21 protein-coding genes, 2 tRNA genes and 1 pseudogene are annotated in these 26,658 nt (G+C 70.2%); 14 read left to right on the forward strand and 10 right to left on the reverse strand.

Annotated features, from left to right (window positions below):
* Positions 1-4 precede the first annotated feature (4 nt).
* The 3 genes from AC069H_RS10250 (at position 5) to AC069H_RS10260 (ending at position 2,111) form a co-directional block, all read left to right on the forward strand.
* Positions 5-1,849, forward strand: coding sequence for a serine/threonine-protein kinase (locus AC069H_RS10250; protein ID WP_478232041.1), 1,845 nt, complete (start codon positions 5-7; stop codon positions 1,847-1,849).
* Between the two features lie 80 nt (positions 1,850-1,929).
* Positions 1,930-2,004: transfer RNA gene (locus tag AC069H_RS10255), tRNA-Val, on the forward strand.
* Positions 2,005-2,039: 35 nt separating this feature from the next.
* Positions 2,040-2,111 (forward strand) — tRNA-Val (locus AC069H_RS10260).
* Positions 2,112-2,351: 240 nt separating this feature from the next.
* On the opposite strand, the gene AC069H_RS10265 is transcribed toward AC069H_RS10260, so the two are convergent.
* Positions 2,352-2,954: a TetR/AcrR family transcriptional regulator gene (locus AC069H_RS10265; protein ID WP_478232042.1), complete on the reverse strand. Its 603-nt coding sequence runs from the start codon at positions 2,952-2,954 to the stop codon at positions 2,352-2,354.
* Positions 2,955-3,042: 88 nt separating this feature from the next.
* On the opposite strand from AC069H_RS10265, the gene AC069H_RS10270 reads away from it, so the two are divergent.
* Positions 3,043-3,462 (forward strand): VOC family protein, encoded by a 420-nt coding sequence (locus tag AC069H_RS10270; protein WP_478224677.1) that lies wholly within the window; start codon positions 3,043-3,045, stop codon positions 3,460-3,462.
* On the opposite strand, the gene AC069H_RS10275 is transcribed toward AC069H_RS10270, so the two are convergent.
* The 4 genes and pseudogenes from AC069H_RS10275 to AC069H_RS10290 all read right to left on the reverse strand — a co-directional run bounded on the left by AC069H_RS10275 (position 3,437) and on the right by AC069H_RS10290 (position 11,549).
* Entirely contained in the window at positions 3,437-5,026 is a 1,590-nt protein-coding gene (locus AC069H_RS10275) for an MFS transporter (protein ID WP_478232043.1), read from the reverse strand. The genes AC069H_RS10270 and AC069H_RS10275 overlap by 26 nt on opposite strands.
* Positions 4,924-9,121 (reverse strand): annotated as a pseudogene (locus AC069H_RS10280) (beta-ketoacyl synthase N-terminal-like domain-containing protein). Before AC069H_RS10280 ends, AC069H_RS10275 begins: the two are co-directional and overlap by 103 nt.
* Complete coding sequence (locus AC069H_RS10285) at positions 9,118-10,857, reverse strand: fatty acyl-AMP ligase (protein ID WP_478232044.1); 1,740 nt, start codon at positions 10,855-10,857, stop codon at positions 9,118-9,120. Before AC069H_RS10285 ends, AC069H_RS10280 begins: the two are co-directional and overlap by 4 nt.
* A 29-nt stretch (positions 10,858-10,886) precedes the next feature.
* Positions 10,887-11,549 carry a hypothetical protein gene (locus AC069H_RS10290; protein ID WP_478232045.1) on the reverse strand — a complete coding sequence of 221 codons (663 nt, stop codon included), beginning with the start codon at positions 11,547-11,549 and terminating at the stop codon, positions 10,887-10,889.
* 446 nt (positions 11,550-11,995) lie between these two features.
* Here AC069H_RS10290 and AC069H_RS10295 point away from each other — a divergent pair, with 446 nt between their 5' ends.
* The 3 genes from AC069H_RS10295 to AC069H_RS10305 are packed head-to-tail and all read left to right on the forward strand — an operon-like array spanning position 11,996 to position 15,095.
* Positions 11,996-13,042, forward strand: coding sequence for an alpha/beta hydrolase (locus AC069H_RS10295; protein ID WP_478232046.1), 1,047 nt, complete (start codon positions 11,996-11,998; stop codon positions 13,040-13,042).
* Positions 13,039-13,872 (forward strand): SDR family NAD(P)-dependent oxidoreductase, encoded by an 834-nt coding sequence (locus AC069H_RS10300; RefSeq protein ID WP_478232047.1) that lies wholly within the window; start codon positions 13,039-13,041, stop codon positions 13,870-13,872. Before AC069H_RS10295 ends, AC069H_RS10300 begins: the two co-directional genes overlap by 4 nt.
* Positions 13,869-15,095: a glycosyltransferase gene (locus tag AC069H_RS10305; protein ID WP_478232048.1), complete on the forward strand. Its 1,227-nt coding sequence runs from the start codon at positions 13,869-13,871 to the stop codon at positions 15,093-15,095. The genes AC069H_RS10300 and AC069H_RS10305 overlap by 4 nt, the downstream gene beginning before the upstream one ends.
* Here the strand turns inward: AC069H_RS10305 and AC069H_RS10310 are convergent.
* Positions 15,092-15,526 (reverse strand): SRPBCC family protein, encoded by a 435-nt coding sequence (locus AC069H_RS10310; RefSeq protein ID WP_478232049.1) that lies wholly within the window; start codon positions 15,524-15,526, stop codon positions 15,092-15,094. The two genes, AC069H_RS10305 and AC069H_RS10310, sit on opposite strands and share 4 nt — an antisense overlap.
* A gap of 273 nt (positions 15,527-15,799) precedes the next feature.
* Between AC069H_RS10310 and AC069H_RS10315 the strand changes: the two genes are divergently transcribed.
* The gene (locus AC069H_RS10315; protein WP_478232050.1) at positions 15,800-16,603 is read left to right on the forward strand and encodes an LLM class flavin-dependent oxidoreductase; all 804 of its coding nucleotides are present in this window, start codon (positions 15,800-15,802) and stop codon (positions 16,601-16,603) included.
* Between the two features lie 159 nt (positions 16,604-16,762).
* On the forward strand, positions 16,763-17,746 hold the full coding sequence (locus tag AC069H_RS10320) for a TerC/Alx family metal homeostasis membrane protein (protein WP_478224667.1): 984 nt from the start codon (positions 16,763-16,765) through the stop codon (positions 17,744-17,746).
* A 110-nt stretch (positions 17,747-17,856) separates the two neighbouring features.
* On the opposite strand, the gene AC069H_RS10325 is transcribed toward AC069H_RS10320, so the two are convergent.
* Positions 17,857-18,159 carry a hypothetical protein gene (locus AC069H_RS10325; RefSeq protein WP_478224666.1) on the reverse strand — a complete coding sequence of 101 codons (303 nt, stop codon included), beginning with the start codon at positions 18,157-18,159 and terminating at the stop codon, positions 17,857-17,859.
* A gap of 40 nt (positions 18,160-18,199) precedes the next feature.
* Here AC069H_RS10325 and AC069H_RS10330 point away from each other — a divergent pair, with 40 nt between their 5' ends.
* The 4 genes from AC069H_RS10330 (at position 18,200) to AC069H_RS10345 (ending at position 21,285) form a co-directional block, all read left to right on the forward strand.
* Positions 18,200-18,448: a hypothetical protein gene (locus tag AC069H_RS10330; RefSeq protein WP_478232051.1), complete on the forward strand. Its 249-nt coding sequence runs from the start codon at positions 18,200-18,202 to the stop codon at positions 18,446-18,448.
* Positions 18,449-18,475: 27 nt separating this feature from the next.
* Entirely contained in the window at positions 18,476-18,670 is a 195-nt protein-coding gene (locus AC069H_RS10335; protein WP_478232052.1) for a hypothetical protein, read from the forward strand.
* 171 nt (positions 18,671-18,841) lie between these two features.
* On the forward strand, positions 18,842-19,621 hold the full coding sequence (locus AC069H_RS10340; RefSeq protein WP_478232275.1) for a hypothetical protein: 780 nt from the start codon (positions 18,842-18,844) through the stop codon (positions 19,619-19,621).
* Positions 19,618-21,285: a serine/threonine-protein kinase gene (locus tag AC069H_RS10345; protein WP_478224663.1), complete on the forward strand. Its 1,668-nt coding sequence runs from the start codon at positions 19,618-19,620 to the stop codon at positions 21,283-21,285. The genes AC069H_RS10340 and AC069H_RS10345 overlap by 4 nt, the downstream gene beginning before the upstream one ends.
* Before the next feature lie 14 nt (positions 21,286-21,299).
* On the opposite strand, the gene AC069H_RS10350 is transcribed toward AC069H_RS10345, so the two are convergent.
* Positions 21,300-22,097 (reverse strand): DUF2382 domain-containing protein, encoded by a 798-nt coding sequence (locus AC069H_RS10350; RefSeq protein WP_478232053.1) that lies wholly within the window; start codon positions 22,095-22,097, stop codon positions 21,300-21,302.
* Positions 22,098-22,468: 371 nt separating this feature from the next.
* Between AC069H_RS10350 and AC069H_RS10355 the strand changes: the two genes are divergently transcribed.
* Entirely contained in the window at positions 22,469-24,070 is a 1,602-nt protein-coding gene (locus AC069H_RS10355) for an ATP-binding cassette domain-containing protein (protein WP_478232054.1), read from the forward strand.
* 4 nt (positions 24,071-24,074) lie between these two features.
* Here the strand turns inward: AC069H_RS10355 and AC069H_RS10360 are convergent, their stop codons facing one another.
* Together AC069H_RS10360 and AC069H_RS10365 are read right to left on the reverse strand one after the other, a co-directional pair.
* A complete protein-coding gene (locus AC069H_RS10360) occupies positions 24,075-24,896 on the reverse strand; it encodes a class I SAM-dependent methyltransferase (RefSeq protein WP_478232055.1) in 822 nt (273 codons plus the stop codon).
* Between the two features lie 703 nt (positions 24,897-25,599).
* Complete coding sequence (locus tag AC069H_RS10365; protein ID WP_478232056.1) at positions 25,600-26,613, reverse strand: YdcF family protein; 1,014 nt, start codon at positions 26,611-26,613, stop codon at positions 25,600-25,602.
* Positions 26,614-26,658: the final 45 nt, after the last annotated feature.

Here is a 26,658-nt window from a genome sequence, read left to right on the forward strand (position 1 = left end):
ACCAGTGAAACCGTTGAACCCCGGCGAACCCCGGCAGATCGGCCCGTACCGGATCATCGCCGAACTCGGTGAAGGCGGGATGGGCCGCGTCGTGCTCGGCCTCGCCCCGGACGGCAGGCTCGTCGCCGTCAAACAGCTGCACGCCCAGTTCGCGCACGATCCACGCTTCCGTGAACGGTTCCGGCGCGAGGTCGCCACATCGCGGTTGGTCTCCGGCGCCTACACGGCCGCGGTCATGGACGCCGACGCGGAAGCGGAAAGCCCGTGGCTCGCCTCGGTCTTCGTCACCGGACCGTCCTTGAAGGAGGCCGTGGACGGTGCCGGGCCGCTGCCCGTCGAGTCGGTGCGGCTGCTGGCGTCCGGGCTCGCCGCGGCGCTGACCGAGATCCACCGCGCTGGACTGATCCACCGGGATCTCAAGCCCAGCAACATCATCCTGACGAGTGACGGCCCCAGGGTGATCGACTTCGGTATCGCGCGGGTGGCGGAGGACGCGCAGGATCTCACTGGAACCGGCGCGATCATCGGTTCGCCCGCGTTCATGTCGCCGGAACAGGCGGGCAGTGGGCGGATCACCGGCGCGAGCGACGTGTTCTCCCTCGGCGCGATCCTGGTCATGGCCGCGACCGGACGCGGCCCCTTCACCGGCCCGACCGCGCCGCAGACCCTGTATAACGTCGTGCACGCCGCGGCGGATTTCAGCGACGTCCCGGACGAGATCCGGCGGATCGCCGAGCCTTGTCTGGCCAAGGACCCCGCACGACGGCCGACTCCGGAACAGATTCTGGACTTCCTCGGCCCAGTGCCTCCGGGCGCGGCGCCCTGGCCGCCCGCCGTGCACGCCCGGATCCGGCAACAGGACGCAGAAGTACGCTCGGTGCTGGCCCTGCCACTGCCGATCTGGCGCCCGCCACCCAAGAAGATGACGCCGCGGACGAAGAAGATCCTGTTCGGCTCGCTCGCCGCGGTCGTCCTGCTCGTCGTTTCGGGGATGGTCGCGCTAGGCCTCACCATCGCGGACTACGCCAAGCCGGAGAACCCCGGGACGACTTCGCTGTCAGCGACCGACGCGCTCGGCGCGGAACGCCTGCGCCTGGTGGATCCGTGCAAGGTGCTCGCGGGCCGGTTCGTGCAGGAGTTCGGCACCCTGAAACCGGAGACGGGCCCGATCTACCCGGCTCGCTGCAAGTACACCGGTCTCAAGGGCGTCGACTTCGAGCTGCGGCTCGGCGAAGGCGTGTCCACCAGCAGTCTCGACCGGACGGACCGCACGGCCGAAGGACTTCCGTTGCTGCGTAGCACGATCAGCGGCGGATGCGACTCGGTCGTCCAGCTGCCGACGGACCGGCGGCTCGGCGTCGTCGTCTCCCATCCCGGCCGGGAAGGTGACCCCTGCAAGGCCGCCGACGACATGCTGACCGCCGCGCTCACCCGGCTGCGCACGCACGAGGTCGACCGCGCGAGTGATCCGGCGAGCCTTCTCCCGCTCGATCCGTGCACGATCGCCGACCCGGCGGTGCTCGGCAAGACCATGCCCAACGCGCAGCCTGCCCCGCGGACGCTGCGGATCTGCGAGTGGGTGGGCGGCGGGGACACCCTGACCGTCGAATTGCAGCGAGGTTCCTACGCGCCGGAGGGTTCGCCGGTCGATCTCGGCAGCGGTGTCACCGGCGACATGCGGGAGTTCGGCGACTCGAACTGCGCCGTCACCTGGCGGCATCGCCCGCTGCCGGACCGCGAAGCCGAACACGTCGCGGTCCGCTTGCTGGCGCGTGAGGGGAGCGGAAGCCCTTGCGACCGGGCGAAGGAGATCGCGGGCTCGGTCGCCTCGCGGCTGCCGAAACCCTGAGCCTCGCGGGTAGGCAACCCCCTGTGACAGCCCCGGAAACGGGGTCCGCTAAGCTATCGTCAGTACGAACGAAACAACACGCGCGTTTAGCTCAGCGGGAGAGCGCTTCCCTGACACGGAAGAGGTCACTGGTTCAATCCCAGTATCGCGCACCAGGTTCGCTTCCCCGGCGGACCGAAGTTCGTACCGCGGGCGATTAGCTCAGGGGGAGAGCGCTTCGTTCACACCGAAGAGGTCACTGGTTCGATCCCAGTATCGCCCACCGCAGTGAAGGCCCCACCCGGCGAGGGTGGGGCCTTTCGCGTTTCGTGAGCGATAGGACGACGGTTAGGCAAGGGCGTCTTAGCCACCCAGCAGTCTCACGGTTGCGCGTGAAGGCCCCCTTCCCTACCTTCAGGGTAGGCAAGGAGGCCTTCACCGCCACCTGGGTCGATCACTTCAGCTGACGTCGCGCACTGTGGCTTTCGCAACCCTCGGGCCAGTACGTCACCAAGCGGGTACTTCAGGCGGGCGAGGCCGGAAGCCGTAGCGCCTCCATCATCGGCGTGAGCGTGTCCATGGTCGCGGCGAGGTCGGCCTTCGGGTCGGGGGAGTGGGCGAGCCAGACGGCGGCCTCGTTCATCGCGCCGGAAAGCAGGCGTACCAACGGTTCGACGGGCCGCTTCGCCAGGACACCCTCGGCCATCAGTTCGGTCAGCGCTTCGGCGAGGTGCCGGGCGGACGACTCCGCGTCCAGTTCGCGCCAATCCTGCCAGCCGACCACTGAAGGACCGTCCAGCAGCATGATCTGCTGAGTCACCGGATCGGTCGCCGCGGCGAGGAACGCGCGGCAGCCGGCGAGCAGTCCGGACCACGAGTCCGGCGCGGCGTCCGCGGCCCGTGCGATCTGCTCGCCGACGTCGTGCTGTACGACGCCGAGCACGTGCCGGAACAAGTCCGACTTGCTGCTGAAGTGGTGGTAGAGCGCGCCTTTGCTCACGCCCGCGGTCTGCGCGATGGTCTCCAGCCCCACCTTGCCGTACCCGTGCTCGGCGAACAGTCGCCGGGCAGTGGCGGTCAACGCCTCCATCGTCTCTTCGCGTTGCTGCTGCTTCGTGCGGGCCATGGCCGGAATCTTGACATACCGACCGTCGGTTGGCTAACTTCGGAGAAACAAACCGACGGTCGGTATTGTTCGCGAGCAAGGTGGCATCATGCGTCTGACCAGCTTCTACCCCGTTCTCATGACCGAGAAGATCACCGAGACACGGGACTTCTACTGCGACCACTTCGGCTTCGAGCCCACCTTCGAAGCCGACTGGTACGTCAGCCTCAAACGCGGCGAGTGGGAGCTGGCGATCCTCGCCCCCGGGCACGAGACCATTCCTGCCGGGGCAGGCAAACCCGTGCAGGGACTCTTGCTGAACTTCGAGGTCGAAGACGTCGACGCCGAGCACCGGCGGCTGGTCGAAGAGGCTGGACTGCCCGAGGCGCTTTCCCTGCGCAGCGAGGATTTCGGACAGCGGCACTTCATCGTCGCCGACCCCAACGGCGTGCTGATCGACGTCATCCAGGAGATCCCGCCGACCGGAGAGTTCGCCGAGCAGTTCACCGACGAGGCACGCCCGCGCTGACGACGACGGCCACCATGAACAGTCCACAAGCGACGGCCGCCGACACCTGTAGTCCTGTGGTGCAGGCGGCCTTCGCGGCATCGAGCAACTCGCCGGTCAAACGCGGAGTGAGACCGGCCGTGGCCGCTTCGGCTTGAGCGGGCCCCGACAAGGCCAGTTGCCGCGCCGGTTCCGGTACGCCGGAGGGGACGGCCAGGTGCCCCGCGTACACCGCGGCGGCCAGGGAACCGAACACCGTCGTCCCGAAGCCGGCGCCCAGTTCGTAGCCGGTCTTCTCCACGGCCGCGGCGCCGCCTGCCTGGTCCGCCGAGGTCGCCGAAAGGAGGGTGTCGGTGCTCGACGTGAGCGCTAGAGCCATCCCCAGGCCCAGTCCCGTCAGCCCGGCGCCGAGCAGCACCGGCGACGTGAGCGCGGCCGATCCCGCCGCGGGGACCAGCAACGACACCGCCGCCACGGTGAACCCGGCCGTGCGGACCCGGGCGTTGCCGAAGCGTCCCAGCAGTGAAGGGGTCACGACACTGCCGACGGCCGAAGCGCCCAGCACCAGGAGCAACCGGCCCGCCGCCGCGGTGGGCGAAAGCCCGAGCACCACCTGCAGGTACTGGGCGAACAGCAGGCCGAGCCCGACGAGGGTGCTCATCACCAGCAGCACCCCGCCCAACGCGGCGCGCACTCCCGGCCGCCGGAACAGGGTGAGGTCCAGCAGCGGCGGATCGGTCCGGCGCTGGCGGCGCAGAAACAGTCCGATGAGGACACATCCGGTCGCACCAGACGCGACGGCCGTGGGCCACGTACCCGGATGCCCGACGGCGAAGGCGATCCCGAGGACACCGCCCGCGGCGAGGGCGGCGCTGAGCGCGTCCCACGTACCCCGGCCCGGCGGATTCCGGGGGAGCCACCGCAACGCCAGCGCGACTGCCGCCAGGATCACCGGCGGATTCAGCAGGAACGTCGTCCGCCAGCCCCACGCCTCGACGAGCACCCCGCCGAGGATCGGCCCGAACACCGATCCGGTGCCCGCGATCCCGCTGCACACCGCGATCGCCGTGCGGCGATGTCGCTGCTCCGGGAACAGTTCGCGGAGCAGCGACATCGTCACCGGCATGATCATCGCGCCGCCACAGCCGAGCAACGCGCGGAACGCCAGCAGTGCCGGGACGTTCGGCGCGAACGCGCAGCCGAGCGACGCGATCCCGAACACGACGTACCCGGTGACCAGCACGCGTCGCCGTCCGTACCGGTCGCCGAGGGTGCCGAACGGCAGCAGCAGCGGCGCGGCGGTCAGCGGGTAGATCGCCACGATCCACACTTGAGCCGCCGCGCCGGGCCGCAGCTGCCGGACGAGGTCGGGCAACGCGACGTGCAGCACGGTCGCGTCGACCGCCACGAGGAAGAGCCCGGCGCCGAGTACCGCCAGCAGCGGCCAGGCGCGGTCGACCGCTCGCTCGGCCCGGGCCGTGGTCACAGGAGTCCCGTCAGATGCCTCGCCACCACATCGACGTGGGGCGGGTCGACGACCGACAGGTGATGCGCCTCGACCGGCACGATTTCCAGTCCCGGGCACAACTCCGCCCAGCCCGCCGCGAGGTCGGTGCGCGAATACCGCGGTTCCATCGCCAGCCCGGCCGCGTACTGCTCGGTCGCCCGGTAGAGCACGACCCGTCCGTCGTAACGGCGGGGCGTGCCGCGTTCGGCCGCCAGCGTGTCCAAAAAGGACTGACGCTGGTGCCGGAGCACGCCGGGGCTGAGCAAGCCCGCCTCGGCGACGCGCCGCATGGTCAGTTCGATCTGCTCCTCTTCGGGCAGCGGAGCCAGCTCCTCGTGACCTAGTCGCACTTCGCGGCCGTAGGTTCCCTCGACGTAGCCGGTGAACCGCAGGAACCGCCGGGCGGACGACGCACGCGGGTCGAGGTCCGGCTCCGGGAGCGGGAGCATGGTGTCGATCAGCGCGACGAACTCGACCTCTTCGCCTTCTTCGGCGAGCCGCGCGGCGACGCCGTAGGCCAGCGCCCCGCCGAACGACCAGCCCGCCAGCCGGTACGGCCGGTCGCGACGCTGTTCCCGTACCAGCGGCAGCAACTGCTCGACACGGTCTTCGATACTGACCCCGGGAACGCGTTCGAAGCCGACGCATGGCACCGAGGTGGGCAGCCGGTCCAGCAGCGGCCGGTACACGGTGCAGGTGCTGCCGCCGGGGTGGAACAGCAGCAGCGGCGCGACTCCCGTTTCGCCGGGAGCGAGGACGTGCACCGGCCCCCGCTCCTCCCTCGTGTCGAGGACGGCGCGGGCGACATCGGCGATGGCCGCGAGCGAGTCGTGCCGTCGAAGTTCGGCGGCGGTGACAGGCGTGTCGAGTTCGGTGCTGAGCGCTTCGGCGAGCAGTTCGGCCAGCCTGTCCGGGGTGGCGGTCTCGGTCAGCCGGACCTGCGTGCCGCCCGCGTCGGTCCCGGTGTACTCCTGCCACAGACGCAGGACGAGGCGATCCGCCGCGTCCCAGGCGCGACCACGGGACGGCAATGGTTCCTCGTTCTCGCGGGGGTGCGAGATCGCGGCTGAGATCGGCGAGGGTGGCGCCGCGGAGCACGCTGACGGCGTCGGGTTCCGTACCGAACTCCCGGCGGACGGCGTCGGAGATCCGGTTCGCCATCAGGGAGTCCAGCCCGAGTTCCACCAGCGGGACGTCGGCGTCGAGGCGATCGGGACGCAGTCCCATGACGGCGGCGACGATCTCGGTCAGCCGGTCGCCCCCGGCGATGCGCACCGGTTCGGGTTCCGGCGTGCGTGCCGCGAACGTCGGGGCTGCTTCGGCGGTGGTGTACCAGTGGCGTTCGTGCCGCCACGGCATCGGCGGGACGTCGACCAACCGGGCACCGTCGTCCGGGTCGGCGGTGGTGATCCGGGTGCCCGCGCAGTACAACTCGGCCGCTGCGGTGCCCAGCGTGCGGACCTCGTCCTGGCCCCGGCGCAGCGTTCCCGTGACGACGGTGTCGCCGATCCCCTCGGCTTCGAGTGTCCTCGCCACCGAGCCCCGCAGGATCGGATGCGGCGACACCTCGAGGAAGACGCGGTGCCCGTCCGCGGCGGCGGCCGCCACGGCCTGCCGGAACCGCACCGGACGGCGCAGGTGCGCGGCCCAGTACCCGGCGTCGAAGTCCGGCAACTCCCGCGGATCGGCCAGAACCGTGTCGTACCAAGGCACCGTCGGACGACGGCCGCCCAGTTCGACGAGCGCCTCCCGGAGCGCGGGCAGCACCGGATCGACGCGGGCGGAATGCCCGGCGACCTCGACCGGCAGCCGCCGCGCGGTCAGCCCGGCGGCTTCGAGTTCCGCGACGAGCAGGTCGAGCACGGTCGCGTCCCCGGCCACGGTCAGCTGCCCCGGCGCGGATTCGACGGCGAGTTCGATGTCGGGGTACAGCTCCAGTTCCTCCGGCGCCAGTTCGACCGCCGCCATCGCGCCACCCGGGCCGAGGGTGCCCAGCAGTCGGGCACGGGTCGCGACCAGGTGGACGGCCTCGTCGTTGGTGAGCACGCCGCTCACCACGGCGGCTGCCGCGGAACCGAGCGAGTGCCCGACGACGGCCGATGGCCGGACCCCGAGTGCCTCCCACTGGCCGGCCAGCGCCACCTGCGTCCCGAAGATGGCCGTTTGGGTTTCGGGCAGGGACAGGGGATCCGCGCTGGTGAGCAACGCGCGAAGCGATCGGCCGGTGTGCTCGGTGAACAGGTCGTGCAGCTTGTCGACCTGCGCGGCGAACGCGGGTTCCGCGCGCAGCAGCCCTTCCCCCATCCCCGGCCACTGCGAGCCGTGACCGGAGAACACGAAGACCGGGCCGCCGGTGCTCACGGCGGTGCCGGTGACGGCGCCCGCGGGAAGCGGATCGGCGCCGGAACCGACGGCCCGCAGCAGTACCGCCAGTTCGGCGGTGTCGCCTGCCACGACGGCGGCACGGTGCGATCCGCCGTTGTCACGCCGGGACAACGTGTGGGTGATGTCGGCGAGGGAAAGCGACGGCGTGGAGTCCAGCCAGTCCGCCAGCTGCGCCGCCCGTTCGGTGAGGCGGTCGCGGGTGCGGGCGGACAGCAGTCCGATCCGGACGTCGGCCCGATCCGGCGCCGGTTCCAGCGGCGGCGCCTGTTCGAGGACGACGTGCGCGTTGGTCCCGCCGAACCCGAACGCGGACACTCCCGCCGTGGCACGGCCGGACCGGCGTGGCCACGGCGTCGGCTCGGTGACCACCTTCAGGCGCAGGTCGTCGAACGGGATGTGCGGATTGGGGGCGGTGAAATGCAGCTGTGGTGGCAATTCGTCCCTGGTCATCGCCAGGACGACCTTGATCAGCCCGGCGATCCCCGCGGCCGCCTCCGCGTGCGCGATGTTCGTCTTCACCGAGCCGATCAGCAGCGGGGCGTCGGCCGGGCGGTCCTTGCCGAGCACGGCGCCGAGCGAGCGGGCCTCGATCGGGTCACCGAGCAGCGTGCCGGTGCCGTGCGCCTCGACGTAGTCCACAGTGGACGGATCGAGCCGGGCGCCGTGGTACGCCGTGCGCAGCATGTCTTGCTGGGCGACCGGGTTCGGCGCCGCCATACCCTGTGACCGGCCGTCGGAGTTGACCGCAGTGGAGCGGATCACCGCCAGCACCCGGTCGCCGTCGTACTCGGCGTCCGTCAGCCGCTTGAGCACGACGACGCCGCAGCCTTCGGCACGCGCGATGCCGTCGGCGTCCGCGGCGAACGTCTTGCACCGCCCGTCCCCGGCGAGCAGGCCGGCGGCGGCGAACGCGGCGGTCGGACCGGGCAGCAGCATGAGGTTCACCCCGCCCGCCAGGGCCAGGTCCGCCTCGCCGTCGCGCAGCGCGCGCACCGCGTGGTGCACCGCGACCAGCGACGAGGAGCAGGCGGTGTCCACCGCCATGCTCGGCCCGCGCAGGTCGTAGACGTAGGAGAGCCGGTTGGCCGCGATACTCCCGGCGGCACCGGTCGCGGTCCAGAGGTCGACGCCACCGCCCGCCATCGTGAGATGTCCGTAGTCGTGTGTCGAGATCCCGGTGAACACGCCGGTCCGGCTGCCGCGCAGGGAGGCCGGGGCGATCCCGGCGTGTTCGAGCGCGGCCCAGGCGACCTCCAGCAGCATCCGCTGTTGCGGGTCCATTGTGGACGCCTCGCGCGGGGTGATGCCGAAGTGGTCGGCGTCGAAACCGGCCACGTCGTCTAGGAAGCCGCCGACGATCGGGGCCGCGTCGGCGTCCCAGCGGCCCGGCGGAGCGGTCCGGACGGCGTCCCGTCCGCTGCGCAGCAGATCCCAGAACTCGTCGAGGCCGTCCGCGCCCGGCCACCGGCAGCCGAGGCCGACGACGGCGATCGGGTCGGTCCGGCGGCGGTCCGTGCCCGTCTGCTCCGCCTCGGGCTCCGTGCCGCCGGTGAGCGAGCGGGCCAGGTGATCGATGGTCGGGCTCTCCCACAGCAGGGTGGCCGGGAGCGGGGTGCCGAGCAGATCTTCGAGGTCGGCGGCGATACCGACGGCCTGGCGGGAGGACAGGCCGTAGTCGCTGAGTGGGCGGTCGGCTTCGAGCCGGGCCGCGTCGACGCCGGTGTGCTCGGCGACGGTGTCGAGCAGCCAGCGGCGCAGCGCCGGGGCGTCGAACGTCGGGTTTCTCATCGCACCAAGGCCTTTCCGTAATCGCCGGCGAGGTAGCGGTCGCGGCAGGCGCTCCGCGCGATCTTGCCGCTGGAGGTCCGCGGGACCAGGCCCGCCGGGACGAGCACGACGTCACGCAGGGCGAGGCCGTGCGCGTCGGAAACCAGCCGCCGGATCGAGGCGGCGAGGGCTCGTTCGTCCTCCGTGGTCAGCGCGGTGTGACCGCGGTGCTCGGCGACGACCACCGCGGCTTCGGTGTCGGTGCCTTCGACGGCGAACGCGGCGACACTGCCGGGGCGGATGTCGCGGTCGGCCGAGGCGGCGGTCGCTTCGACGTCCTGCGGGTAGTGGTTACGGCCGTCGACGATGAGCAGGTCCTTGATCCGTCCCGCGATGTAGACCTCACCGTCGTGCCGGACGCCGAGGTCGCCGGTGCGCAGCCACGGACCAGCCGGAAGGTCCCCGTGGTCGCCCGTCAACCGGGCGCCGAAGGTTTCGGTGCTCTCCAACGGTTTCTGCCAGTAGCCGGTGCCGACGTTGGGTCCGTGGACCCAGATCTCGCCGACCGCGCCGTCTTCGAGCGCGACGCCGGTTTCCGGATCGACCAGCGCCACGTGCTGACCCACCGGGACACCGCAGGCGACGAGCCGGAGACCGGTATCCGCCTGCCGCGCCGTTCCCGCGCCCAGCGCGACGCGGTCGAACGTGGTGACACGCGGGGGAACACCGGGGCCAGTGGTGACGAAGACAGTCGCTTCGGCCAGCCCGTACGCGGGCCGCGTCTTGTCCGGGGTGTACCCGGCTTCGGCGAAGGTGTCATGGAACCGGTCGAGCACTCCGGGGTTGATCGGCTCCGCGCCGTTGACGATCGCGGCGACGCGGTCGAGGCGGAGCTTGGCGCGGTCCTCCTCGCGCACCCGGCTCGCGGCGTAGTGGAACGCGAAGTTCGGGGCGGCGCTCCAGCTCGCGTTGTGGTCGCCGAGCAACTCCAGCCAGCGCACCGGGCGCTCGATGAAGGCCAGCGGGTCCATCAGTACCGACCGCATGCCCATGGCCAGCGGCGTGATCAGGCCGAGGACGAGACCCATGTCGTGGAACAGCGGTAGCCACGACACCGTGGTCCCGGCCGGGTCGATCCCGAGTCCGTGCACCGCCTGCCTGACGTTGGCGAGCACGTTCGCGTGGGTCAGCACCACTCCCGCCGGGCTGCGGGTCGAACCGGACGTGTACTGCAGGTACGCCACGTCGTCCGGTGCCGGTGCCGGGGCGGGCCAGGCGCGGCCGGGCCCGGTGGGCTTGTCGGCCGCGACGACGGCGACGCGCTCGCCGCCGGGCAGGCCCACCAGGAACTCGCGGACCGCGTCCACCGACGCGGACGTGGTGACGACCGCGGTGGGGGAGCAGTCGGTCAGCACCGCGGCGAGCCGTCCGGCGTGCCCGGGCAACCCGGGATCGAACAGCGGCACGGCGATCGCGCCCGCGGTGATCGCGCCGAGGAAGGCGACGACGTAATCGGCGCTCTGCGGGCACAGCACCGCCACCCGGTCACCGGGTCCGACGGGGAGAGCCGCCGCGACGGCGTCGACGCGCTCTTGGAGTTGCCGCCAGCTCAGCGTCCTCCGGCGTCCGGCGCGATCGGCCGAGAAGTCGGCGAAGGTCAGCGCGGCCCGGTCGCCGTCGGTGTCCGCCCAGTGCCGGAGGCAGGCGGGGAGGGTGGGGCCGGCCGTGGCGGGCAGGTTTTCGGGGGCCAGGGACATGGCGTCTCCTCGGGGTTTTCAGGGGGGATTCAGCGGCCGAGCGGCCCTGCGGCGTGCCGCCAGGCGGTGACGGCGAGGGCGTCGAGATCGAGGCCGGTCGTTCCGGCGTCACGAAGCACGACCAGTACGTCGTCGGCGGCGATGGCGACGGTGCGCAGACGCAGCCCCGGCAGCTCGGGGGGCTGGCCGGGTAGTGTCAGGAGTTGTTGGTAGGAAAGGGTTTTCGCCCCCGGAACGGCGGGAGCGGGGTGGACGGTGACGGTCGACACCGCGGTACCGGCCGCGTCGTCGACCGTCACCTTCGAGCACCGTCCGGCTTGCGCGGCCCACGCCGCCAGATCGGGCGGGTTCGTCGTACGCGCGACGAGTTCGGAGACCTGCCCGCCGGGCACGGCGGACTGGAAGCCCTGGCCGGTGGCACCGGCGCCGACCAGCCTGCCGTGGACGACGTCCTCGCATCCACCGACGTCGACCTTGCCGCTTCGCCCGCGGTCCGAGGTGGACAGTGCCGACGCCACGTCGAAACCGTCGCGCGCGGACGCGTCCGGGACGGTTTCCGGAGGTAGCAGGGCGGCGGGCGGAACAGTGGGGGAAGGCGGCGCGGGCGCGGCCTGAATCGATTCTCCGGGTGTGCCGGAAATGGTCAGCAATGCTGCTGCGGACAAGACGAGAGCGCGAATTCGGGCAGCCATGAATAGCCCTTTCGGAAGGGTCCTTGGGGAGGTGTGGTCCCTTCGGTGGGACGCGGGCGCCGGGTCGCGTGAGGGGACGCCGAACCCGGGCGGCACGACGAAGGCTACGACGGGAAATCGAATACCGGAAGGTGTCAAGAGAACGTAAATGTCCTTCGTGTACAGGGTGTGACCTGCGGGTTCCGGGATTTTCGCTGGTATGCGAGCCGGTCTGGTACTCCCGTGCCACAGTCCTTCACTGTCCGTGAGCGACGGGTCACCCTGATGGGGGAGGTGGGGGCATTTCTTGTTTCCCTGGCATTCATATTGTCCTCCCGGATTGTGGGCAGGACAATTGCCTGGAAGGGGTCCGTCCGCTTACCGTGTCGCCACCTCTGATTTTCTTTCTCGGGTAATCGCCGTCACATTTTCGAATTCGATCGAACGACCGGGACAAAGGATTACGTATGCGCACTACTTCGAGGCGGCTGCGGGCCGTCGCGTCGCTGGCGGTCGCGATGTGCTTGCTGCCGAGCGTCGCCGCCGCACCGGCGCGGGCCGAGAGCGGTGTCCCGGACGCCCGTGCCGACGACGGCTCGCACGTCGTCGCCCAGACCACTGTGGACGGTGACCCGCGGATGCTGGACCTCACCGTGCGCTCGGTCGGCGTCGGAAGCTACGCGATGGTCCGGCTGATCCTGCCGTCGCGGTGGGAAGCCGAACCGGAGCGGAAGTGGCCGGCGGTGTACCTGCTCGCCGGTGAGACGCGCCTCCAGGACTACCGCGGGTGGACCGCCAATACCGACATCCGGAAACTCGCCGACGACTCGGGTGCGCTCGTGGTGATGCCGGGTTCCGGTTCCGCCGGGTTCTTTTCCGACTGGTGGAATTACGGCAAGAACGTCGTGCTCAACCAGTGGGAGACGTTCACCGCGGTCGAGATCCCGCAGCTGATCGATCGCGGCTATCGCGGGGACGGGCGGCGGGTCGCGGCGGGGCTCTCGCTCGGCGGATACGGCGCGGTGGAACTCGCCGCCCGGCGGCCGGGAGTGTTCCGCTTCGCCGGGTCGTTCAGCGGCAATCTCAACCCCACCGGCCCGTACGGCGAGCTGCTGACCAGCGCGATCGTCGCCTCGGCCCGGCAGGATCCCGAAGCGCTCTGGGGCGACCGGAGGCGCGAGTCGTCCCGGTGGGACGCGCACGATCCGCTGGTGAACGCCGACCGCCTTCGCGGCACCGAGCTGTATCTGTCCACGGGCAACGGCCTGCCGGGGCCGTTCGACGGGAAACTCCCGATCGACGTGCTGCCCGGCGCGATGCTGCTCGAATTCCTGTGCTCCGGCCAGACCACCGCGATGGCGGACCGGCTGAACCGGCTCGGCGTCCCGGTCATGACCGACTTCTACGGGCCGGGCACGCACCACTGGGCGTACTGGCAGGACCAGCTGCACAAGACCTGGCCGAGGATGCTTCGGGCGCTTTCCGCGCCGGTGAAGCCGGGGGAGGCGACATGACCCGTCCGTCCTTTGTGGTCACCGGTGCTTCGAGCGGGATCGGCCGGGCGTGCGTGGCCGAACTCGTCCGGCGGGGCGCCCACGTCTGGGCCAGTGTGCGTACCGACGCGGACGAAACGGAACTCGCCCGTGTTCACGGCGAGGCCGTCACCGTACTGCGGATGGATCTCCGCGATCCGGCGTCGATCGCGGCGTGCGGTGAGAAGGTCGCGGCGGCGGGGCCGCTGCGTGGTCTGGTGAACAACGCCGGGATGGCCCGGCCGGGACCGCTGGAACACGTCCCGCTCGAAGACTTCCGGCAGCAGCTGGAGGTCAACGTCACCGGTCAGCTGGCCGTCACGCAGGCGATGTTGCCCGCGCTGCGCGCCGCGCCGGCCGCCAGGGTGGTGACGGTCGGGTCGATGGGCGGGCGGATCGCCGGGCCGATGGTCGGGCCGTATCACACGTCGAAGTTCGCCCTGGTCGGCTTGACCGACAGCCTGCGCGCCGAACTGGCCCCGTCCGGGATCGGCGTCGTCCTCGTCGAGCCCGGTGCCGTCGCCACATCGATCTGGCCGCGCGCCCGCGCCGCAGCCGAAGAGGTGCGCGCCGCCCTGCCGGAAGCCGCGCGGGAAAGGTATGCGGCGCAACTGGAAGAGGCCGAACGCAGTGCGGAGCGGTCCGCGCGGAACGGTGTGCCACCCGAGCGGGCGGCCCGGGTCGTCGTCCACGCGCTGACCGCCCGGCGGGTCGCGCCGCGGTACCTGGTCGGCAGGGACGCGCATATCGCGGCGGTACTGGCGAACCTGCCGTTCCGCCTCCGCTACCGGTTGACGGCGGCGAAGCGATGACCCGGCTCGTCGTGATCGTCGCTCCGGGTTCCCGCGGCGACGTCCAGCCGTGCATCGCCCTGGGGCGTGGTCTCGACGGCGACCGGGTCCGGGTGCTGGCGGCCGAGCGGTTCCGCACCTTGGTGACCGGGCACGGCCTGGATTTCGCGCCGCTCTCCGCCGACCCGAGCGAGATCCTCGGATCGGACGGCGGACGCGAATGGACCGAGGGGCGCACGTCCGCGACCTTCCTGCGTGGGCTGCGCGGTGCGTTGGCCCCGGTGATGGAGCGTCTGCTGGCCGACGTCCAGCGAGGAGCGGCGGGGGCGGACCTCGTCCTCGCCCCGACGCTCGGGTTCCTCGGCGCGCACCTGGGTGCCTCGCTCGGTGTCCCCGACGTCGAGCTGCACTACCAGCCCAGCGTGCCGACACGGGCGTTCGCGCATCCGCTGGTGCCGTGGGCGGCCAAGGCCGGGCCGTGCGGCAGGCGGTTGAGTTTCCGCGCTGTCGACGCCGCCGCCTGGCAGGTGCTGAGGCCGGAGGTGGACCGGTGGCGCGAGCGGTCGCTGGGGCTGCCCGCGGCCGGTCTCCGCGGACCCCGGCGATCGGAAACCCTGGTGCTGTGCGGTTTTTCCGACGCGGTCGTGCCGCGGCCGAAGGATTGGCCTTCGAGGGTGCACGTCACCGGGTACTGGTTTCTCGAGGCGCCCGCCGCGTGGCGGCCGGACCCGCGACTGCGGGATTTCCTCGCGTCCGGGCCACCTCCGGTGTACGTCGGCTTCGGCAGCATGCGGCCGTCGGAGGCGGAGCGAACGTTCGCCGCCGTCCGCACGGCGTTGCGCCGGGCGGGGTTGCGCGGCCTGCTCGGTACCGATGCCGCGTCCGGCGACGACGATCTGCTGACGGTCGGGGACGTCCCGCACGCGTGGCTGTTCCCGCGCACGGCGGCGGTGGTGCACCACGGCGGCGCGGGCACGACCGCGGCCGCGTTGCGCGCGGGGGTCCCGGCGCTGGTCTGCCCGGTGTTCTCCGACCAGCCCTACTGGGGAGACCGGGTGTTCCGGCTCGGTGCCGGGCCGCGACCGCTGCCGCTCCGGGACCTCACCGCGGACTCGCTGACCGCGCGGCTGCTGGAGCTGTCCGGCAACCTGCTGTTCCGCCGCGGTGCCCAGTACGTAGCCGGGCGGCTGCGGGACGAGGACGGGGTGGCGCGGGCGCGGAAGGTCCTGCGGGAACTCGGCTAGCGTTGCTCCGCGAGGTGGGTGGCGAGGCGGCTGAAGCAGGACTGCCAGCCTTCGACGTGGCTGTCGCGTTCCGCCACGGTCTCGAAGATTGCCTGGTGGAACGCCATTTCGGTCTTGCCGTCGAGGTCGGAGAGGACGACCGTGACGAGGGTGTCATGGCCGCGGGAGCCTTCCGGTTCCTCCCAGGCGAAGCTGAAGACGAGCCGCTCCGGCGGGACGATCTCGTGATAGACGCCCGACGCCCAGAGCTCGGTTTCGCCGTCGCTCATGCACGTGCGCCACTTGCCACCTTCGGTGAGGTTGACGGTGCAGGACTTGGTGGTGAACCCGACCGGGCCCCACCACTGGGCGAGATGGTCCGGATCGGTCCACACCCGGAAGACGAGCTCGCGGGGAGCGTCGAGGAGGCGGGTGATCGTCAGGTCGGTCATCGAAGTCTCTTCCACAGGGCAATCAACCACAAGGTTAATCAACTTACTGGTTGAACTCTAGTGGTTGTGTCAAGCGGTGAGGCGTGACTCGCGTGTCCAGACCCGTAACTCGCGTGCTTGAAGACGGAACTCGCGTGTTTGGAGGCGTAACACGCCGGTGCCGTGTGTTCCGCCTCCAAGCACGCGAGTTACGGCTGGAAGCACGCGAGTTACGGCTTAGCGCACGTCGGGAATTCGCCGCGAGTGTCGGTGCCGGTCCGTACGGTCGCGCTCATGACTCTGCGCTCAGCACTCTGGCTGCCGATCTTCGACGAACTGGCCGATCCGGTGATCATCGCGCGTCTCGCCGCAGAAGCCGAGGAAGCGGGCTGGCACGGCCTGTTCGTGTGGGACCACGTCCGATGGCATGAGCCGGTGCGGGCGATCGCCGATCCGTGGATCACCCTCGCCGCCGTCGCGTCCGCCACCGAGAACCTCGCCATCGGTCCGATGGTCACGCCGCTGGCCAGGCGCCGTCCGGTCAAGCTGGTGCGCGAAACGGCCACCCTCGACCAGCTGAGCGGCGGAAGGCTGATCCTCGGCGCGGGGCTCGGCAGTGACCGCTTCGGCGGCGAGTTCTCGAAGACCGGCGACGAAGTGGACGACCGCAAACGCGGCGAGATGCTCGACGAGTCGCTCGAAATCCTCACCACCGCCTGGTCGGGGGAGCCCGTGCGGCACCACGGCGTGCACTACACGGTCGACGACATCACCTTCCTGCCTCGGCCGGCGCGGCCGATTCCCGTATGGCTGGCGGGCTTCCCCGGGAAGGCGAAGCCGATGCGCAGGGCCGCGCGGTACGACGGGTTCTTTCCGGTGCATCTGCCGCACGCGGACGAGTTCGCCGAGGTGGTCGAGACGATCACCGCGCTGCGCGAAGACGGCGAGAAGCCGTACGACTTCGCCATCGGCGTCCCTGCGGGCACGGATCTCGCGCCCTACGAACGAGCGGGCGCGACCTGGTGGATGGCCGAATTTCCCTGGGACGACCTGTCCGTCGACGCGGTGCGCGGCGTGCTGAGGGAGGGCCCGGCTTGACCCGACCTTTAATAACTCTTTACCAAGTGCGATACTGGACCGGCGAGGGGAGTACTTCCCAAGGGTCTGCCCGGTCAATACGGACGCTCCGCTGGTGTCCCCGGGAGACCGCCCCGCAGGGGTGAAGGAGACCTCGAACTTCGAGTTCGAGGAGGCTTCATGCCCGAGTCCGTGGCAACCGTCGGATCGCCGGGGTTGTGGGCGATCAGCATCGCCGTCCTGGTCGCGCTGCTCGTCGCCGATTTCGTGGTGACCCGCCGTCCCCACGAGGTGTCGATGCGGGAGGCCGTCGGCTGGTCGGTCTTCTACCTCGCACTCCCGGTCGTGTTCGGGCTCTGGCTGTGGCTCGAGTTCGGTAGCGGCCAGGCGCTGGAGTTCATGACGGGTTTCGTCGTCGAAAAGTCCCTGTCGGTCGACAACCTGTTCGTCTTCATGCTGCTGCTCGCCGCCTTCGCGGTCCCCGCGGCCGTGCAGCAACGCGTGCTGCTGTACGGCATCGTGGGCGCGCTGGTGCTTCGCGGCGTGTTCATCGCGGCCGGTGCCGCGATGCTGTCGGCGGGCACCTGGGCGTTCCTCGTGTTCGGCGTGATCCTGTTCGTCTCGGCGGTCAAGATCCTGCGCGAGGCCATGTCCGGCGGCAAGGACGAGCTGGATCTTTCGCAGCTGCGGTCGGTCCGGCTGCTGCGACGGCTGATGCCGGTCACCGACGACTATCACGGCACCCGGCTCACCGTGCGTGAACACGGGCGCCGCGCGCTCACCCCGCTGGCGGTCGTGGTCGTCGCGGTGTTCGCCACCGACGTGGTGTTCGCGGTCGATTCGGTGCCCGCGGTCTACGGCATCACCGAAGACCCGTACCTCGTGTTCGCCACCAACGCCTTCGCGCTGATGGGCTTGCGTGCCTTGTACTTCGTGCTCCACTCGGCGCTGGCGAAGCTGGTCCACCTGAACCACGGCCTCGCCATCATCCTCGCCTTCATCGGGGTGAAGCTGGTCCTGCACTGGGCACACGGGATCTGGCCGTCGGTGCCGCAGGTCCCCACACCGGCGTCGCTGGGCGTGATCATCGCCGTCCTGGTCACGGTTTCGTTCACCAGTCTGTACGCGCGCCGCCGCGAAGCCGCCAGGACGGCACAGGAGTGAGCGATGATCACCGCACTCGTCGTCGGTTTCCTGGTCGACCTGGCGGTCGCCGCCCTCTTCCTCGCCGCGGTGTTCCTGGTCTTCGCGGCGATGCGGCCACCTCGGTGACCTCAGGGGAAGCGGATCACGGTGATGCCGGCCAGCACGAAGAACACGAGTACCACCAGGGTGCCGCTGTGCCCGCCTGACGAACTGGTCACCACCTGCTCGACGGCGCCGGTCAGCCGCACGCCGCAGTCGGCGACGACGGTATGCCTGCCCGCCTCGATCCGGGTGAACTCGACGGCCGCGGTGAAGGCGCCGGTGGCGTCGGCATAGGCGCCGCCGACGCGCTCGCCGTCCGACGTCAGCGTGACCCGCTCGCCAGGCGTGCACCCCTTGCCGGTCGCGGACAGTGCGTCGCCGGGCTTCACGATCGGCCGATCGAGGATCAGGTCGTCGGGGCCCGGCGGCGTGCTGCTGGACGAGGGGACGTCCGTCGTCGTCGGCGGGGGAGTGCCTGTTGTGGACGGTGGGGTCGTCGTGGACGGCGGCGTCGTCGTGGTGACCGGGGTGGTGGTGACCGGGGTGGTGGTCGTTCCGGGGCGGGTCGGGGTGGTCACCGGGACCGTCGGCTTCGTCGTCGGGGGCACCTTCGTCGTCGGTGGCGCCGTCGTCACGGTCCCGGTCACCCGGAAGGTCGCGTTTCCGGTCAACGGCTGACCGGTCCGCGCGTTCGTGCAGGTGCCCGTGACCGTGTGGCCGCCGGGTGTCGCGTTGCCCGGAACCGTCGCCCCGGTCTGTCCACTGGGGGCGCTGACCGACGTAATGGCCGTTCCTTCCCAGGTGAAAGAAATCGGGCCTTTGCACGGAGAGAAATTCCAGGAAATGGTGAACGAACTCCCGGCGGGGCCGCTCGAAGGTTTCAAACCAACCGTGGACTGATAAGGGGACTGCTGCGCGTTTCCCGCTCCCACCTGGGAAAGCAGGAACAACAACCCGGTCACGGTGCCGAATATCAGGCGAACCACGATACGCATTGGGACGTCCCTCTCCGGTAAGTACTCGCTGTAGCATTCCGGACCAGTCGGATAAGGAAAACAGGGGATGCGCAAAATGGGACGTGTCATCGCGGCAGGGGTTGCGTTGGGTCTGTGCGCGGTCCTCCTCGGCTCGCCACCGGCCGTCGCGGACAGTGGCGGACTCGACCTGGCGGTCACCTTCGACGACCGGCCGATCACCAACGCCACGGTCGTGATCGATCCGGCGAAGCAACTAGAACTCACCGTCACGGCGACCAACAGCGGCGGCACCGCCGTCAAGGTCCGTAGCGTGCGGGTGTCCGGAGTGGCGCTCGCCCTGACCTTCTTCGCCTACGACACCACGGCGCCGTTCGAAGTGCCCGCGCACAGTCGCGTCACCAGGACCTTCGTACTGGACATGGCCGACCTCTCCGGCCAGGCGATCGGGCTGCTCCCGTCGACGGTCGAACTGCTGGACGCCCGGCGCGGAACCCTCGGCGAGGCGACCACGGTCGCCGACATCCGCGGATCCTTCTGGTCCGTCTACGGCGCCTTCGGGCTCGCGATGCTCGTGCTCACCGTGCTGGCGTGGCTGACGGCCCTGCTCGCGCTCGCCCGCCATCGCCTCCCTGTCAACCGGTGGCGTCGCGGCCTGCGTTTCCTGCCCGCCGGCTTCGGCACCGGCCTCGTCGCCGTCGTCTCGCTGTCGGTCCTGCGGCTCGTCCCGCCGGAGCCCGCGATCGAGATCCCGGTGGTGCTCGGCGCCGCCGTCATCGCGTTCCTGCTCGGCTACCTGACCCCGCATCCCGCGCCGGGGCCCGCCGTCGACGAGACGGTCCGCTTTCCCGACTCCACCAAGGAATTCAACCGATGAGCGCACCCGCCGAGGTCGTCGCCGCGCTGCCGCAGTACGAGATCGGGCCGGCGATCGGCCAGGGCGGTATGGGGGTCGTCTTCGCCGGCGTCCATCGTTCGCTGCGCCGCGACGTCGCCATCAAACAGCTGCCGTGGGACGTGCTGAACCACGCCGCCAGCAGTGAGCTCTTCGACCGCGAAGCGCGTGTGCTGGCCAGCCTCGACCATCCGCACATCGTGCCCGTGTACGACTATGTCCGCACCGGCCGCGAGCATCTGATGGTGATGGAACGCCTCGACGGCGGCACCGTGTACAGCCGCTTCCGCAGCGGGGAGATCGGCGGGGAGCAGGCCTGCGCGATCGGGCTGGCGATGCTCGCCGGGCTCCACGCGGCGCACGAAGCGGGCGTGCTGCATCTGGACGTCAAGCCGAAGAACCTGCTCTTCACCACACAAGGCGTGATGAAGGTCGCCGACTTCGGCATCGCGAAGGTGATCAGCGAGGGCGCCACCCTTGTCACGCACGGCGGCGAGGTCCTCGGCACACCCGCCTACATCGCGCCCGAGCAGGCCATGGGCAACGCGCTGAGCCCGGCGGCAGACGTCTACTCGGCCGGCACGGTGCTCTACGAACTGCTGTCCGGGAAGCTGCCGTTCGACAACACCCGTGGCGCGATCAGCATGATGCGCCAGCACATGTTCACCGATCCGCGCCCGATCGACGGCGTGCCGTCGCCGATCGCCGGGGTCGTCATGCGCAGCCTCTCGCGCGAGCTCGACTCCCGGTATCGCGACGCGGAGACCTTCGCGGCCGACCTCGCCTCGGCCGCCACCGCCGTGTACGGACCGGGCTGGCTGGAACGCTCCCGCGTGCCGGTGCGGCACCTCACCCCTCGGGTGATCTCCGCGTTCGGCGCGCCGGTCCCGGCCGGAGACGGTCCGACAAGACCGGTGCACCGCCCCGCACCGGATCCGACACTGTCGGCGACCCGCGCGAGCTTCGAGCCCGAGTCCCGGTCCGGTGCGGTGCTCTGGTTCCGACTGGCCGCGGCGGCCGCCGCGATCGCGCTCGTGGTGCTCACGCTGCTCACCCCGGAACGCCTGCCGCACGAGGCCACGACACTGAAGATCGACGGTGTCGCCGCCTCGTCGGCGCCGGTGGACCTCAGCAAGACGTTCGCCGTGACGGGGGAGGGGCGCCCGGAACAGGTGACCCTCGCCCTTTCGGCCGCCGGGATCCCGCTCGGATCCGCGTCGGCGGTGCCGAAACCCGAGGGCGACGGCTTCCGTGCCGATCTCGCTTTTCCCGGGGTCACCCGCTGGATCGTCGGCGGAGCCGTCACCGCGACCTTGACGGCCGACGGCGTTCCGAGGACCTTCGCCGTCGTCACGCGGCAGCATCCGCTCGCGAGCGCGCTCGGCGCGGGCAGCCTGATCCTCGCCCTGTTCGCCTTGGCGTACCTGGAATCCGGGCTGCGGACCATCCGGAACGGTCACCGCTGGCGGGGCGCCCTCGTCGGCGGCCCGGTGCTCGGCCTGCTGTTCGGCGCGTCGGCGTGGCTGTGCGTGTCGGTCCTGCGAGTGCACGAGCCCGCGGTGCTGTTCGGTGTCGGCTGTTCGATCGCGGGCGCGGTGGCGACCGGTTTCGTGGTCGCGGCCGCCCGCGCCCGCCGCATGCGCTGACCCCGGGGGCGGGCTCACGACTTGCGGTGCTTGCCTTCGTCGTCGGTGACCTCGAACTGTTCCTTGCGTACCTTGCCGGACACGGTCTGGTCCTCGGTGACGGTCTCGGTCTTGAGCCTCGCCCGTTCCACCGCGACGGTTTCCTTGTTCACGACCGGTTTCTCGGCGTGGAGCACGACTTCCTGTTCGTCCTCGGCGATCTCGGCGCGCTCACCGCCCGGCTTCGTGATCGGCTCGCGTTCGATGCGCACCTCCTCGTGGCTGACCGGAACGGTGACCTGCTGCTCCTCGGTCACGACGTACTTGCGCAGCCGGACATGGCCGGTTTCGACCTGCTCGGTGCCGACGTTCAGCCGCTCCTCGGACCGGGTCATGGTGGGCTCGGCGTCCCGGTGCTTCCTGCCGGTGTCCGTTCCCGTGTCCATCCCTGCCCTGGTCCGGCCCGCGTCGCCCCGGCCCTGCGCTCGGTCGTCCATCCGGCCGTCCGGCGAGGTCCTCGGCATCGGCAGCCCGTAGTGCCGGTAGAGCTGCGCGCTTTCCTCCGCGGACAAGTGGCCGTCGGCCTCGATGCGGGGTGCGTCGGTGACCGCGTCCTTGTCGACGCGGACGTGGACGCCGTCCTGGTCCGCGTGCGCTCCGGACAGCGGGACGAAACTCTCCTTGGTGCCGAACAGGCCCGTCTTGACGGTGATCCATTCCGGCTGGCGCGTCGCGTCGGCGAGGTAGACGTTGCCCACCTTGCCGAGCTTGTTGCCGGTCGGGTCGACCACGGCACTGTCGATGAGTTCCTGCGGCTGCATGGTCTTCGCCATCGGTCCCGCTCCTCTCGGAAGATGCCTGCTGAGAAGCCCACCGTCGAACGGGCCGGTGATCATGGCAACCGTCGTGATGCCCCTGAGGGTGACCCCTGAAGGTGGGGGTTTGAAGCCGTGATCGCGGGCTAGGAGAGGCGTGTCGCCGCAGGTGAAAGGGGGTCTCCATGGGGTGACCGCTAGTCGTGCGGGATGGTGCGAACGTGTGGTCCCGAAAATCGGATGCGGCGCTCTCCGGACGTGACCTACCCTCGTGATCGTGATGCAGCAACTGCTGTTCCTCTGAGGAACGACGCCTCCACCGGTACCGCGAGCCGCGGTACCGGACTTCGTTCTTCCTGCTCATCACTTTCACCGGAGGCAGTTCCTTCATGTCATCCCCTCTTTCGCCCGCGCCTGTGCGCGCGGCGCACGTCCGCCTGTCCGGCGTCCACCTCTCCTTCGGGGGACGGCCCGTCCTGTCCGGGGTCGACCTCGTCGCCGCGGCCGGCGAGCGTGTCGCCATCGTCGGGGAGAACGGTCGCGGCAAGACCACTCTTCTCCGGGTACTCGCCGGTGACCTGGCCGCCGACCGCGGCGAGGTGCATCGATCCGGTTCGGCCGGCGTCGCCGACCAGCAGATCCCGCTCGGGGCGACCGACACCGTCGGCGCGTTGATCGACCTCGAACTGGCCGCCGTCCGCGGCGCGCTGGCCCGGCTCGAGGCCGCCACCGAGGCGCTCAGCGACGGACGTTCCGGAGCCGAAGACGCGTTCGCCGCCGCGCTCGAAGAAGCCGAGGCCCTCGACGCGTGGGACGCCGACAGGCGTGTCGAAGTGTCCTTGGCGGCCTTGAACGCCGTCGACGACCGCGACCGTCCACTCGGGACACTGTCGGTCGGCCAGCGGCACCGGGTCCGGCTGGCCTGCCTGCTCGGTGCCGGGCACCCGGTCCTGCTGCTCGACGAGCCGACCAACCATCTCGACGCGGCGGGGCTCGACCATCTCACCGAGCGGTTGCGCGCGCATCCGGGCATGATCGTCCTGGTCAGCCATGACCGGGCCCTGCTCGCGGACGTCGCCACCACGGTGATCGACCTCGATCCGTCGAGCGACGGACGGCCGCGCGTCTACGGCGGCGGGTACGCGGCCTATGCCGAGGCCCGTCGAGCTGAACGCGCCCGCTGGGAGTCGGCGCACGCCGAGCAGATCGCTGAGCGGCAACGGCTGGCCGACGACCTGTCCGCGGCGCGGAACCGGTTGCGTGACAACTGGCGGCCGCCCAAGGGCACCGGCAGGCACGTCCGCGCCACACGCGCGCCAGGGCTGGTCCGCGCGGTCCACCGGCGGCAGGAAGAACTGGCCGAGCACGTGGTCGCCGTTCCGCCGCCACCCGCCCGGTTCGCCATGCCCGAGCTACCGGCGCACGGAGGCGCGACGCTCCTGCGTGCCGCCGGGGTGACGGTGGCCGGACGGCTCGCGGGTCCGGTCGATCTGGTGCTGGAAAGCGGCGATCGACTGGTCGTCACCGGCCGCAACGGCGCGGGCAAATCGACGCTCCTGTCCGTGCTGGCCGGGGAGCTGGAGCCCGGGACCGGCACGGTCACGCGTTCGCGGTCCGCGCGGATCGGCAGGCTGGGCCAGGAATCCGAGCTGCCGGCCAGGCGGACGGCGATGGAGCTGTACGACGAACAGCTCGCCAGGACCGGGATCCCGGGGCCGGGGCTGGGCGAGCTGGGCCTGCTCGCCGGCTACGACCGGCACCGGCCGGTGGCCGAACTGTCGGTCGGCGCCCGGCGTCGGCTGGACCTGGCACTGGTGCTGGCTCGCCGTCCGCACGTCGTGCTGCTGGACGAGCCGACCAACCACCTCTCCGCCACACTCGTCGACGAGCTGACCGCCGCGCTCGAAACGACCCCGGCCGCGGTGGTGATCGCCACGCACGACCGGCAGTTGTCACGGGACACTGAGTCTTGGCCGAGGTTGGCGTTGTGAGCCGTCAGCCGCGGTGGGCGAGGGTGTAGCGCACGGTCTGGGCCAGCACCACGCTCCCGTCGTGCTCGCGAAGCGGTTCGAGCTCCGCGAGCACGGCCTGGCGCACGGCGTCGAGGTGGTCTTCCGGGATCAGCTCCCAGAACATCCGCTGGCCGTGCGACCACGACCAGGTGATCCAGTGCCCGGGGTCGGCGAACTTCACCGGATAGACGCGTTCCACGGACGTGACACCGGTGAAACCCGCCGACTCCACGGCCTGGCCGAACCCTTCGATGGTGGCGAACAGTCCCGCCCTGACGGCCAGTGTCCAGGCCAGCTCCGGCGGAACGAACGGTTTGAACACCTCGCGCACGCCCGCCCACCGGGGATCGTCGGCGCCGAACGTGGTGACACCCAGCCGGCCGCCGGGTGCGAGGAGGCGATGCCAAGACCGCAGGCCGTCGACCGGATCAGGCAGGAAGAACACCACGAACGACGCGAGGACGGCATCGAAGGCGGCGTCGTCCAGCGTCGGTTCTTGGGCGTCCATAAGGGAAACCGAGGCGTTGGCACCACGTGCCTCGATATCCTTCGCGGTGCGCTCGACCATTTCCGCGGAAAGGTCGATCCCCAGCACCGATCCTTCCGGACCGACCTGCTCGGCCGCGGGGAACAGCACCGCGCCCCGTCCGCAGCCGACATCCAGCACGCGCTCACCGGGAACGAGCCCGACCCGGTCGAGCAGTTCCGCGGCGAACGCGCCGAAGAAGTCGACGCCGAGCGCGTCGTAGGTCTCCGCCGTCCGATCGAACAGCCGCGCCATCGCCTGCCGGGTGTAAGCGCTCATGCCCAGGACAATGGCCCCGCGAAAACGGTGTTGTCAAACGGATGCGGGGGATTTATCAGTCTCGTGAGTGGTGAGGACGGTTCTATTGAGGGGAAGGGCAAATGTGGCGTGACCGAGCCTCTGCGGTGAAGGACCCCTTCACTGGCTCAAGGCAGAGGCGGCCTTCGCGGTCGTGGGTTCTGGACTGGCCGACAGGAGCCGACGGCGCCCCTGAGTGTCCACAAAGGACACTTTTGGCTGATTCGATGTCCGATTGATGTCCAGATGGGCGGGTTCGCGAGGGGGGTCGTGAGTGGCGTTTCGGGCTAGGGCCAACGGTGTCTTGCGTACCTACCGGAGGTGACTGCCGGTCGATCGCGGGTCCGTGAAGGCCTCCTTCCCTACGCTCAAGGTAGGGAAGGAGGCCTTCACGGACACCAGAACGCCGGCAACGGCACGTTAAGGCTGGTCCAGGTCCCCTCGTGAGTGTTTTGGGTCGTTAGAACCCGAAACGCCACTCACGACCCCCTCGCCGAACCGTGCAAATCACCCAAGTCGGACGCTGTCACCGCGGAAAAAGTCCGTTATGAACAGTTGGAAAGGTGCCTGGTCGGCGAGTCCCGCTCCTGCCGCCAACTCCGGAACGCCACCTTTGACCTTCCCTCAATAACCGTCCTTACCACTCACGAGACCTGGCAGTACGTACCCGAGACACGGTACCCACTCACGAAAAGGCACGGGAGACCTGCGAAAGCACGATGAGCCCGCAGAAGACCAGGTTCTTGTACTTGTGGTCCACCAGGATGGCCACGAATTCGCGAAGGGTGGCGCTCGGCCAGAAGTACCAGGGCGTCGGCGATCCGATGACCTGACCGTTCACCTTGGCGCGGCGGGCGATGAGGGCGGCGCGGAGCACGTGGAAGTTGTTCGTGACCACCGTGCATCGGTAGTCCGCCTTCCGCTGCTTCATGATCTCGGCGCTGAAGGTGAGGTTCTCGAAGGTCGTCCGCGAGCGGTCTTCGAGGAGGATCCGCTCCCTCGGCAGCCCGTTTTCGACCAGGTAGCCCGCCATGGCATGGGACTCCGGCAGGTCCTCGTCGGGTCCTTGCCCGCCCGAGGTGACCACCATCGGCTCCCGGCCGCGCCGGGCTTCGGCGTCGATGACGCGTTTGGCCCGGTTCAGGCGGCCCGCCAGCAGCGGCGGCACCCGGTGCCCGTCCAGCAGGCCCGAACCCAGCACCACGACGAAGTCCACGCCCTTTTCGGTGCGGATGCGGCCGTAGACGACCGAGTACAGGAGGAAGCAGACGAAGAGGAACGAGAAGTAGACGACGATTCCGTTCAGGATGCCCCGGACGATGTCGAGCGGCTCCCAGGCGAGTTGCGTGACCGTCGCGTTGAAGACGATCAGCGCGCAGATGCCGAGCCCCGTCAGCAGCGAAAGGACGTTGGCCAGCCGCCGTCCCTCGCGGCGGAGCATGGTGATCCCGTTGCAGATCAGGAAGACCGTGAGCGCCAGAACCGTCGGGATGATCATCAGGATCACGCCGACCGCGACGAACCCCGCCGCCTCGGGCGACACCGAGGCGAGCAGCGCGATGAAGGTCACGCCGAGGAACAGCAGCGCGAAGAAGAGGTAAAAGCCGTTCCGCAGCCGGCGTCGGTCGCGCAGGAAGCTCACGAGGAACGCCGCGCAGCACAAGGCCGCGATGGCGAAGGGGATTGCAGCGGCCTTCACGAGAACTCCAGCCTGGGGACGATGCGGGCACTCGGGTGTCGGACG

The sequence above is a fragment of the Amycolatopsis sp. NPDC043887 genome (assembly GCF_056435665.1).

Excerpts from the sequence above, each read along its gene's own strand:
- AC069H_RS10265 (WP_478232042.1), bottom strand. The coding sequence starts at position 2,954 with ATGGCCCGCACGAAGCAGCAGCAACGCGAAGAGACGATGGAGGCGTTG.
- AC069H_RS10270 (WP_478224677.1), top strand. The coding sequence starts at position 3,043 with ATGCGTCTGACCAGCTTCTACCCCGTTCTCATGACCGAGAAGATCACC.
- AC069H_RS10285 (WP_478232044.1), bottom strand. The coding sequence starts at position 10,857 with ATGTCCCTGGCCCCCGAAAACCTGCCCGCCACGGCCGGCCCCACCCTC.
- AC069H_RS10290 (WP_478232045.1), bottom strand. The coding sequence starts at position 11,549 with ATGGCTGCCCGAATTCGCGCTCTCGTCTTGTCCGCAGCAGCATTGCTG.
- AC069H_RS10295 (WP_478232046.1), top strand. The coding sequence starts at position 11,996 with ATGCGCACTACTTCGAGGCGGCTGCGGGCCGTCGCGTCGCTGGCGGTC.
- AC069H_RS10300 (WP_478232047.1), top strand. The coding sequence starts at position 13,039 with ATGACCCGTCCGTCCTTTGTGGTCACCGGTGCTTCGAGCGGGATCGGC.
- AC069H_RS10305 (WP_478232048.1), top strand. The coding sequence starts at position 13,869 with ATGACCCGGCTCGTCGTGATCGTCGCTCCGGGTTCCCGCGGCGACGTC.
- AC069H_RS10310 (WP_478232049.1), bottom strand. The coding sequence starts at position 15,526 with ATGACCGACCTGACGATCACCCGCCTCCTCGACGCTCCCCGCGAGCTC.
- AC069H_RS10315 (WP_478232050.1), top strand. The coding sequence starts at position 15,800 with ATGACTCTGCGCTCAGCACTCTGGCTGCCGATCTTCGACGAACTGGCC.
- AC069H_RS10320 (WP_478224667.1), top strand. The coding sequence starts at position 16,763 with ATGCCCGAGTCCGTGGCAACCGTCGGATCGCCGGGGTTGTGGGCGATC.
- AC069H_RS10340 (WP_478232275.1), top strand. The coding sequence starts at position 18,842 with ATGGGACGTGTCATCGCGGCAGGGGTTGCGTTGGGTCTGTGCGCGGTC.
- AC069H_RS10345 (WP_478224663.1), top strand. The coding sequence starts at position 19,618 with ATGAGCGCACCCGCCGAGGTCGTCGCCGCGCTGCCGCAGTACGAGATC.
- AC069H_RS10350 (WP_478232053.1), bottom strand. The coding sequence starts at position 22,097 with ATGGCGAAGACCATGCAGCCGCAGGAACTCATCGACAGTGCCGTGGTC.
- AC069H_RS10355 (WP_478232054.1), top strand. The coding sequence starts at position 22,469 with ATGTCATCCCCTCTTTCGCCCGCGCCTGTGCGCGCGGCGCACGTCCGC.
- AC069H_RS10360 (WP_478232055.1), bottom strand. The coding sequence starts at position 24,896 with ATGAGCGCTTACACCCGGCAGGCGATGGCGCGGCTGTTCGATCGGACG.